A 235-nucleotide genomic window follows, 5' to 3' on the forward strand; every position below is an offset into this window, starting at 1 on the left:
GCGACGTCGAGCGCCAGGCCTTCCATGCCACGGTTCGGCCGTCGCAGCGCGAGCACCATCGGCAGGTCGGCGGCGCCGGTGCCGGGGCCGTAGCGCTTCTCGACCACGCCGCTGTCGATGGCGATGCGCGCGACGAAGGGGCCGTACTCGTCGCTGGTCCACAGCACTTTGCGCGCCTTGTCGAGCACCATCGTCTCCGGGTCGAGGCCGTTGGCGTCGAAGTTGGCCTTGGTGG

At 70.6% G+C, this 235-nt stretch carries 1 protein-coding gene; it reads right to left on the reverse strand.

The window, feature by feature from the left end:
• A partial coding sequence (locus tag CVH10_RS24500) for an esterase-like activity of phytase family protein (RefSeq protein WP_146143413.1) occupies positions 1–235 on the reverse strand: 235 nt, incomplete at both ends.

The sequence above is a fragment of the Halomonas sp. ND22Bw genome (genome assembly GCF_003011945.1).
Taxonomy (GTDB): Bacteria; Pseudomonadota; Gammaproteobacteria; order Pseudomonadales; family Halomonadaceae; genus Halomonas; species Halomonas halophila.